Consider the following 8,638-nt stretch of genomic DNA (forward strand, 5'->3'; position numbering starts at 1 on the left):
CTCAAACTCATGGCGGCGGTCATCCGCAGCGAGTGAAGCGCGTCCCGGTAACCGTGTCAAGGTACCGATCACCGGTACGCCGCAACGGTTTCCAGCAACCGGCGGCACGCGGACTCGGCACCGTCGGCGTCCTTCGCCAGCACCAGCGTCAGCACGCGGGAATGCGCGACCAGCTCCAGCGGCTCGCTGTGCGCCTTCAGCGCGGCGACCACGGGCACCTGCAGCTGCGCGATCAGCGCGTTCCCCGACGCGCGGATCAGCGCCGCGTGGAACCGCGAATCGGCGTCCCGGAACGCCTCGCCTTCGGCGCGCTCGACCGCGTCGGTCATCTGCGCGTAGGCCGCCGCCATCGCCGAAAGCTCGTCGGGCCGCCGGTGCCGCGCCGCCATCCGCGCGGCCTGCGGTTCGATGGCCAGCCGCAGTTCCAGCAGCTCGCGCAGGTGCTCGCGGCCGCCGGGCCCGCCGACGCGCCAGGCGATGACGTCCGGGTCGATCGCGTCCCACGCCTCGGGCGGCAGCGTCCAGGTCCCGACCCGCGGGCGCGCGGTGACCATGCCCTTGGACTCGAGCACGCGCAACGCCTCGCGGACCACCGTGCGGGACGCGGAAAACCGGCGGCCGAGCTCCTCGGGGACGAGCGGCTGCCCGTCCCCGAGGACGCCTTCGACGATGAGCCGCCCCAGCTCGTCGACGATGCGCGCGTGGAGGTTCACTCCGGCAGGCCGACGCGACGCTCCCCGCTGCGCAGCTGCTGCAGCACGACCGCGATCACCAGCAGGGCGCCGTGGGCGACGTTCTGCCAGAACGGGTTGATGCCGAGCCCGGACATGCCGTTGTCGAGCACGCCGAGGATGATCACCGCGAGCACGGTGGAGATGATCGACCCGCGGCCGCCCTTCAGCATCGTCCCGCCGAGCGCGGCGCCGGTGACGGCCTGCAGTTCCAGGCCCTCGGAGCCCGACGTCGGCTGGCCGGAGCCGGTGCGCGCGGTGATCAGCACGCCCGCGATCGCCGCGACCACGCCGACGAGGGCGTACACGCCGATGATGTACCGGTTGATGTTGATGCCGGCCAGCCGGGCGGCGGTGTCGTTGCCGCCGATGGCGTAGACGTTGCGGCCGATGTCGGTGTACTTGAGCAGGAAGTGCAGCAGCGCCGCGACGATCAGGAACACCCACACCAGCGACGGCAGGCCCGCGATCGCGCCCTTGGCCAGGAAGATGAACAGGTCGTCGCCGCCGGTGTAGCCCTGCGCCTTGCCGTCGGAGATCACCTGCGCGATGCCCTTGTAGGTGGCGAGCATGGCCAGCGTCGCGACCACCGGGTTGACCCGGCCGAAGATGATGATCAGGCCGTTGACCAGGCCGCACAGGATGCCGACGCCGACCGCGGCGAGGATGCCGACCTCGGCGTTGCCGGTCGAGGTGAAGACCATCGCCGAGATCACCGACGCCAGCCCGGCCATCGAGCCGACCGAGATGTCCAGCGCGCCGAGGATGATCACCAGCGTCTGCACCAGGGCCAGCAGGCCCATGATGGTGATCGCGCTGCCGATCAGCAGCAGGTTGTTGGTGCGGAAGAAGTTCTCGTTCAGCACGCTCAGCAGGATCACCAGCGCGATCAGCGTGATGATCAGGCTCGAGTTCTGCACGCCGATGCCGGTGAGCACGCGCCGCGCGGCGGACGGCTGCGGCGGTGCTGCGGGGGCCGACGTTTCCTTGGTGGGGGTGCTCATGCGCCGATCTCCTGGGCTTCTTCCACGGCTGGTTCGGTTTCGGGGATGGCGAGGGTCAGCACGGCTTCCTCGGTCGCCTCTTCGCGGCCGAGCTCGCCGGCCAGGCGCCCGGCCCGCATGACGAGGATGCGGTCGGCCAGCGTCAGCACCTCGGGCAGGTCGGAGGAGATGACCAGCAGCGCGATGCCTTCCGCGGCCAGGCCGTCGATGATCCGGTAGATCTCGGCCTTCGCGCCGACGTCGACCCCGCGGGTCGGCTCGTCGAGGATCAGCAGCTTCGGCCGCCGGGCCAGCCAGCGGGCGAGGACGGCCTTCTGCTGGTTGCCGCCGGAGAGCTTCCGGACTTCCTGCTCCATCGACGGCGTCCGCACGCGAAGCTCGCGTACGTACTCCTCGACGAGCGCGCGTTCCTTCGCCCGCTTCACGACCCGGAAGCGGCGAAGCCGGTCGAGGACGGCGATGGAGACGTTGTCGCGTACGGACCGCTGCATGAGCAACGCGTCCGTCTTGCGCTCTTCGGGCGCGAAGCCGATACCGGCCTTCACGGCGTCACCCGGGTTGTGTGCGCGCAGCCGTTTGCCGTCGAGTTCGACGGTCCCGGACCGGATCGGCAGGTCGCCGACGATCGCGCGGGCCAGTTCGGAGCGCCCGGCGCCGACCAGCCCGGCCAGGCAGACGACCTCGCCCGCGCGGACCTGCAGGGAGATGCCGGTGACGTCGTCGGTGGTGACGTCGTCGAGCTTCAGCACGACGTTGCCGGTGTCCTGCGTGGTCCGCCGCTCGAGCGCCGACAGGTCGCGCCCGATCATCATCCGCACCAGGCTCGGCTCGTCGGTCTCGGCGGCCTGCTGGACGCCGACGAGCTTGCCGTCCCGCAGCACGGCGACGCGGTCGGCGAGCTGGAAGATCTCCTTCATCCGGTGGGAGACGTAGACGACCGCGACGCCGCTGTCGCGCAGCCGCCCGATCAGCCGGAACAGCGCCTCGACCTCGTGCTCGGACAGCGACGACGTCGGTTCGTCGAAGGCGATCACCTTCGGCGGGGTGGCCGCGGTCAGCACGCGCAGGATCTCGACGAGCTGCCGCTGCGCGGCGGAGAGCGCCACCCCGAGGGTGGCCGGGTCGAGGACGCCTTCGAAGCCGTACTCGGCGAGCGCGTCCTGGGTGGCCTTGGTGAGCGTGCGGCGGTTGAAGACGCGGGCCTTCGCGGGGAGCTCGCCGACGAAGACGTTCTCCGCCACCGAAACGTGCGGGATGATCTCGGGTTCCTGGTAGATCACGCGCACCCCGGCGGCCATCGCCGCGCGCGGGGTGTCGAAGGTGACCTCGGTGCCGTCCAGGAGCAGCCGGCCGTCGTCCGGGCCCTGGTCGCCGGAGAGCACGCGCAGCAGCGTCGACTTGCCGGCGCCGTTCTCGCCCATCAGGGCCAGGACCTCGCCGGAGCGGAACTCCAGCGAGACGTCGTCGAGGGCGGTGACCCCGGAGAAGCGCTTGCCGATGCCCTCGACGGCGAGCGCGGGAGGAGAACTGGACATGGTCGCCTTCCGTACGGCGGTCGTGAGTGGTAAGGCGAGTTCTAACTCGCCTTACCACTCACGAGGGGGTAGGTCAGGTGCAGTTGACGCCGGCCTGCTTGTAGTTGTCCTTGTTGACGATCGTGGTCTTGGCGATCGTCTCGGCGGGCAGTTCCTTGCCGTTCTTCACCTTGTCGACCAGCACCTGGATCGCCGAGCGGCCGACCTCGGCGCCGGAGATGTAGAGCGCGGACTTGTTGCCGGTGTCCTTGCCGGCGGCCCAGTCCTTGCAGGTGAGGTACGCGCCGAGCCCGACGCCGATGATGTTGTTCGCCTGGACGCCGGAGTTGGCCAGCGCGGTGACGACCCCGGTTTCGTTCTCGTCGTTGCAGCCCCAGACGACCCAGTGCTTGACGCCCGGGTTGGAGCCGATCACCGCGCCGGACTTGTTCTGCGCGTCGACCGGGGAGTTGTCGGTGCCGACGTTGATCACCGGGACGTCCGCGCCCGCGGACTTGGCGAAGGCGGTCTTCGCGGCGTTGACGCGGTCGGTGCAGACGGTCAGGTCCTGCTTGTAGGCGCTGATGATCTTCGTGTCGGCGGCGGCCCAGCCCGCGGCCTTGAACAGCTTCCCGGCCTCGGTGCCGACCGAGTCGCCCATCTGGCTGCCGTTGAAGCCGACGAACGGGGCCTTCGCGCCGGTGCCGTCCTTGATGACGTCGTCGGAGGCGATCAGCGGGATGCCGGCGCTCTTGGCCTTGTCGATCACCTGCGGGCCGATCGCCTGGTCCGGGACGACGATGGCGACGCCGTTGGCCCCCTGCGCGACGGCGGCGTCGAGTTCGGTGATCGCCTTGTTGGCGTCCTGGCCGAGGTTGACCACCTTGAGCTCGACGCCGAGCTCCTTCGCCTTCTCCTGCGCGCCCTGCGCCTGCTCGACGAAGTACTGCTGGTCGCCCTGTTTCTGCAGGTAGTACAGGGTGATCTTGCCGTTGGCCGGCGCCTGCTGCTGCGGCGCCGCGGTGTCCTTGCCGGAGGAGCAGGAGGCCAGCAGAGCACCGGAAATCAAACAACAACCAACAACGCTCCAGGTGCGGAACCTGTGCGGGTATGGGGACATCGTTGCTCCCAAGGGGGCCGGGGTTCACGTGGCGCGGCGGGGCGCCGCGAAGTGACTCGTATTACAAAACACCCGTTCGAGGAGCGTCAAGGCGCAGTTAGCGGAGCGAGACCTACTGTCCGTAGTTGCATCGTGGCAATCTTCGCCGGCATTTATCGTATTATTTCCGCTCTGTCCTGCGCGTTGTCCGGTTTTGTCCTGTGCGAATGTTCTGATCGGTGTTGTCGACTGTGGTGGATGTTCGGCGTTGGCTTGGCCGGCGTGCCTGTCCGATTCGCCCGGCTGGCAGGATGGCCGGACCACGTCAGGAGGGGGACCGATGACGAAGTACCGCGTCGCCGCGCTCGCCGGCATCGCCGTCCTGGCGGCCGCGTGCAGCACTTCGCCGGCGCAGCCGGGGCCGGCTCCGACGCCGTTCCCCGAGACGGCGTCGCCGAGCGCGGCCGCGCCGGACGGCTCGTTCAGCGTCGTCGCGACCGGCGACGTCCTGATCCACCCGGCGCTGACCGAGCAGGCCGAGGCCGACGGCGGCGGGAAGATCGACTACCGGCCGCTGCTGGCCGGGATCAAGCCGCTGGTCTCCGGCGCCGACCTCGGGATCTGCCACCTCGAGACGCCGCTGGCGCCGGAAGGCGGGCCGTACAGCGGGTACCCGTCGTTCAGTGCGCCCCCGGAGATCGCCGACGCCATCAAGGACACCGGCTACGACACCTGCTCGACGTCGTCCAACCACACGATCGACCAGGGCGCCGAGGGGGTCACCCGCACCCTGGACAAGCTCGACGACGTCGGCCTCAAGCACACCGGGTCGGCGCGGTCGGCCGCCGAGGCCGCGAAACCGCTGATCCTCGACGTCCACGGTGTCAAGGTCGCCCAGGTGTCCTACGCGTTCGGGTTCAACGGCATCAAGGTGCCGGCCGGGAAACCGTGGCTGGCCAACCAGATCGACGTCGACGACGTGCTGGCGGCGGCGCGCAAGGCGCGGCAGGCCGGTGCGCAGGTGGTGATCGCGAGCCTGCACTGGGGTGTCGAGTACCAGCACGACCCGACGGCCGAACAGCGGTCGCAGGCGAAGAAGCTGCTGGCGTCGGACGACGTCGACCTGATCGTCGGCCACCACGCCCACGTGGTCCAGCCGTTCGAGAAGATCGGCGACAAGTGGGTGGCCTACGGGCTCGGCAACAGCGTCGCCCGCCACTCCGAACCCAAGGGTGACACGGAGGAAGGCGCGGCCGCCCGCTTCCGCTTCGTCCGCGACGGCGACCGCTGGAAGGTCGACAAGGCCGAGTACATCCCCACCCTGATCAAGCTGGACACCCCCATCCGCCTGATCGACTTGTCGACATCCCCACCCTCCGCCCAGGTCACCAAGGCCCTCCAGGACACCGACAAGAACATCCTGAGCCTCAACGCCGACAAATCCGGCCTCACCCGCCCCGGCAGCTAACGGACGACACGCGTACCTGCGCGGACGACACGCGTACGCAGACGGACGACACGCTGGGCGGTGGTTCCGTCCGCCGTGTCGTCCATCCAGGTACGCGTGTCGTCCACCGGGGTACGCGTGTCGTCCGTTCCGGTACGGGGTTCAGTGGGTGCGGGTGGTGATCAGGCGGGCCAGGGAGGTCAGTTCGGCCGCGGCGCGGGGGGTGGGGGTGGCCGCGGTGAGGTCGCGGAGGGCCTTGGCCAGGAGGGCGTCGGCCTGGGCCTGGCTCCACTGGCGGCCGCCCGCGGCCTCCACGAGCGTGGCCGCGCGGGCCAGGTCCGCCGGGCCGAGGGGGTCGCGGCGAGCGTAGAGCGCGGCGAGTTCCGCGCCCGCGTCCGTGCCCGAACTCAGGGCCGTCACCACCGGCAGGGACTTCTTGCGGTTCTGCAGGTCCGAGTACACCGGCTTGCCGGTGACGGCCGGGTCGCCCCAGATGCCCAGCAGGTCGTCGATGTGCTGGAACGCCAGCCCCAGCGCCCTCCCGAACGCGCCGAAGCCGTCCGCGGGACGCGGCCCGGACGCCGCCCCCAGCGCGCAGGCGGCCCCCAGCAGGGCCGCCGTCTTGCCCTCCGCCATCCGCACGCACTCGCCGGGGGTGACGTCGTCGCGCTGCTCGAAGTCGAGGTCCGCGGCCTGGCCCTCGTTCAGGGCCAGTACCGCCGCCGACAACAACCGCGCGTTCGCCGCGCCGCTCGGCGCCAGCACCTCGAACGCCAGGCTCAGCAGCGCGTCCCCGGCCAGCACCGCCGGCCCGATGCCGAACACCGTCCACGCCGTCGGCCGGTGCCGCCGGGTCGTGTCGCCGTCCATGACGTCGTCGTGCAGCAGCGAAAAGTTGTGCACGAGCTCGACCGCGACGGCGGTGGGGACGGCGTCGGCCGGGTCGCCGCCCGCCGCTTCCGCGCACAGCAGCACCAGCGCCGGCCGCAGCGCCTTGCCGCCGTCCGCCGATGCCGCCCGCCCGTCCGCGTCCCACCAGCCGAAGTGGTAGCCGGCGATCCGCCGCATCGCCTCCGGCAGCCGGTCGGCGGCGGCCCGCAGCGCCGGTTCGGCCAGGCTCTTGCTCCACGCGAGGACGTCGGCGAGGGGACGGGCCGGGGTGCGCGTGTTCATGGCCGTCATGAGCGGCCGATCTGGACGTCGTCCAGGACGCCGAGGGCGTCGGGCACGAGCACGGCGGCGGAGTGGTACGCGCTGACGAGGTAGGTGGCGACGGCCCGCTCGTTCGCCCCGACGAACCGCACGTTCAGCCCCGGCTGGTATTCGTCCGGCAGGGATTCCGGGCGCAGGCCGATCACGCCGGCGTCCTCTTCGCCGGTGCGCAGCGCGAGGATGGACGTGGTGCCGGTGGGGCTGATCGGGATCTTGTCGCAGGGCAGCATCGGGACCCCTCGCCAAGCGGTGACGCGGCGGCCGTCGAGCACCGCCGTGTCCGGGTAGACGCGGCGGGCCGTGCATTCGCGGCCGAACGCGGCGATGGCCTGCGGGTGCGCCAGGAAGAACCGCGTCTTGCGCCGCCGGGTGAGCAGGTCGTCCAGGTCGTGCGGGGTCGGCGGCCCGGTGCGGGTGGTGATGCGCTGCTTGAGGTCCGCGTTGTGCAGCAGCCCGAAGTCGGTGTTGTTGACCAGGTCGTGTTCCTGCCGCTCCCGCAGGGCTTCCACGGTCAGCCGCAGCTGCTGTTCGAGCTGGTTCATCGGCTGGTTGTAGAGGTCCGTGACGCGCGTGTGGACGTGCAGCAGCGTCTGCGCGACGGCCAGGTCGTATTCCCGCGGCGCGGGGTCGTAGTCGACGTAGGTGCCGGGCAGGATCGGCTCCCCGTCGTGCCCGGCGGTCAGGTCGATCGACGCTTCACCCTTGTGGTTCTGCGGTTTCCGCGGCCGGGACAGGGCTTCCGCGACGTGGGTGCGGAGGGATTCGGAACGGCCGTTGAGCCGCGCGTAGACCGAGGCGGGCAGCACCAGCGCGATGACGCGGGTGGCCGCCCGCGCGGTGAACGGCCACGTGCCGGTGTCGCTCCCGAGGAGTTCCTCGCCGAAGTGGTCGCCGTCCGCGGCGGTGCCGAGGTGGACGTCGTCGCCGTACTCGCCGGTCGTGTGCCGGCTGACCTTGCCGTGCGCGATGAGCACGAGCATGTCCTGCGGGGTGCCGACGGCGAACAGCGTCTCCCCGGCCTCGTACTCGCGTTGCTCGAACGCGTCCGCCAGCGCGGCGAGCGCCTCCTCGTCGCCGAAGTCGCGCAGCAGCGCCAGTTCCGTGAGTTCGGCGGGCACGACCTGCACGCGGGCCCCGGTGTTGAAGAAGCTGAGCTTGCCGTCGCCGATGGTGTAGGTCAGCCGCCGGTTGACCCGGTAGCTGCCGGCGGGCACGTCCACCCAGGGCAGCTGCGACAGCAGCCAGCGGGTGGTGATGCCGCGCATCTGCGGCAGCGACTTGGTCGTCGTGGTCAGCGTCCGCGCCGCGGTGACGCTCAGGGACAGCTGCAGCGACGCCGTTTCTTCGGTGACAGTCACGGTTTCACGCGCCGATCGGGTTCGGGTGCTTCGGGAGGACGGGCACCGCCGGTCTTCGGCACGACCCGGGCGGCGGTGGTGCCGAGCCCGGTCGGCCCGAACGCCGACGCGGGCAGCGCGGGCGGCCGCCCGCCCGCTTCGGGCACCCGGGGTGGCGTGGTCGGCTCGGCCATCTACTCCTCCCGGCCGATTTCGGCGGATTCGAGGATGGCGAGGGCGTCGGGGACGAGGACGGCGGCGGAGTAGTAGGCGGAGACGAGGTAGGAGATGAGG

Annotated in this window: 9 protein-coding genes; 1 reads left to right on the plus strand and 8 read right to left on the minus strand. The window is 70.8% G+C overall.

Features of this window, described 5'->3' with window-relative positions; all coding sequences use genetic code 11:
• Positions 1 to 68: 68 nt before the first annotated feature.
• From OO60_RS43080 to OO60_RS43095, 4 genes are all read right to left on the minus strand, one after another.
• Positions 69 to 713, minus strand: a complete 645-nt coding sequence (locus OO60_RS43080; protein WP_004561490.1) for a FadR/GntR family transcriptional regulator — start codon at positions 711 to 713, stop codon at positions 69 to 71.
• Positions 710 to 1,735 (minus strand): ABC transporter permease, encoded by a 1,026-nt coding sequence (locus OO60_RS43085; RefSeq protein WP_004561488.1) that lies wholly within the window; start codon positions 1,733 to 1,735, stop codon positions 710 to 712. Before OO60_RS43085 ends, OO60_RS43080 begins: the two co-directional genes overlap by 4 nt.
• Entirely contained in the window at positions 1,732 to 3,270 is a 1,539-nt protein-coding gene (locus OO60_RS43090; RefSeq protein ID WP_004561486.1) for a sugar ABC transporter ATP-binding protein, read from the minus strand. Before OO60_RS43090 ends, OO60_RS43085 begins: the two co-directional genes overlap by 4 nt.
• Positions 3,271 to 3,343: 73 nt before the next feature.
• Positions 3,344 to 4,318, minus strand: coding sequence for a substrate-binding domain-containing protein (locus OO60_RS43095; protein ID WP_004561484.1), 975 nt, complete (start codon positions 4,316 to 4,318; stop codon positions 3,344 to 3,346).
• Between the two features lie 370 nt (positions 4,319 to 4,688).
• Between OO60_RS43095 and OO60_RS43100 the strand changes: the two genes are divergently transcribed.
• Complete coding sequence (locus OO60_RS43100; protein WP_004561482.1) at positions 4,689 to 5,816, plus strand: CapA family protein; 1,128 nt, start codon at positions 4,689 to 4,691, stop codon at positions 5,814 to 5,816.
• A 141-nt stretch (positions 5,817 to 5,957) separates the two neighbouring features.
• Here the strand turns inward: OO60_RS43100 and OO60_RS43105 are convergent, their stop codons facing one another.
• The 4 genes from OO60_RS43105 to OO60_RS48100 all read right to left on the minus strand — a co-directional run.
• Complete coding sequence (locus OO60_RS43105; protein ID WP_004561481.1) at positions 5,958 to 6,977, minus strand: family 2 encapsulin nanocompartment cargo protein polyprenyl transferase; 1,020 nt, start codon at positions 6,975 to 6,977, stop codon at positions 5,958 to 5,960.
• A complete protein-coding gene (locus OO60_RS43110; RefSeq protein WP_004561479.1) occupies positions 6,974 to 8,365 on the minus strand; it encodes a family 2B encapsulin nanocompartment shell protein in 1,392 nt (463 codons plus the stop codon). Before OO60_RS43110 ends, OO60_RS43105 begins: the two co-directional genes overlap by 4 nt.
• Positions 8,362 to 8,538, minus strand: a complete 177-nt coding sequence (locus OO60_RS46845) for a hypothetical protein (protein ID WP_004561477.1) — start codon at positions 8,536 to 8,538, stop codon at positions 8,362 to 8,364. The genes OO60_RS43110 and OO60_RS46845 overlap by 4 nt, the downstream gene beginning before the upstream one ends.
• On the minus strand, positions 8,539 to 8,638 hold a 100-nt coding region (locus OO60_RS48100; RefSeq protein WP_244885624.1), incomplete at its 5' end, for a hypothetical protein. It abuts the gene before it with no gap.

Source organism: Amycolatopsis vancoresmycina (genome assembly GCF_000716785.1).
GTDB lineage: Bacteria > Actinomycetota > Actinomycetes > Mycobacteriales > Pseudonocardiaceae > Amycolatopsis > Amycolatopsis vancoresmycina.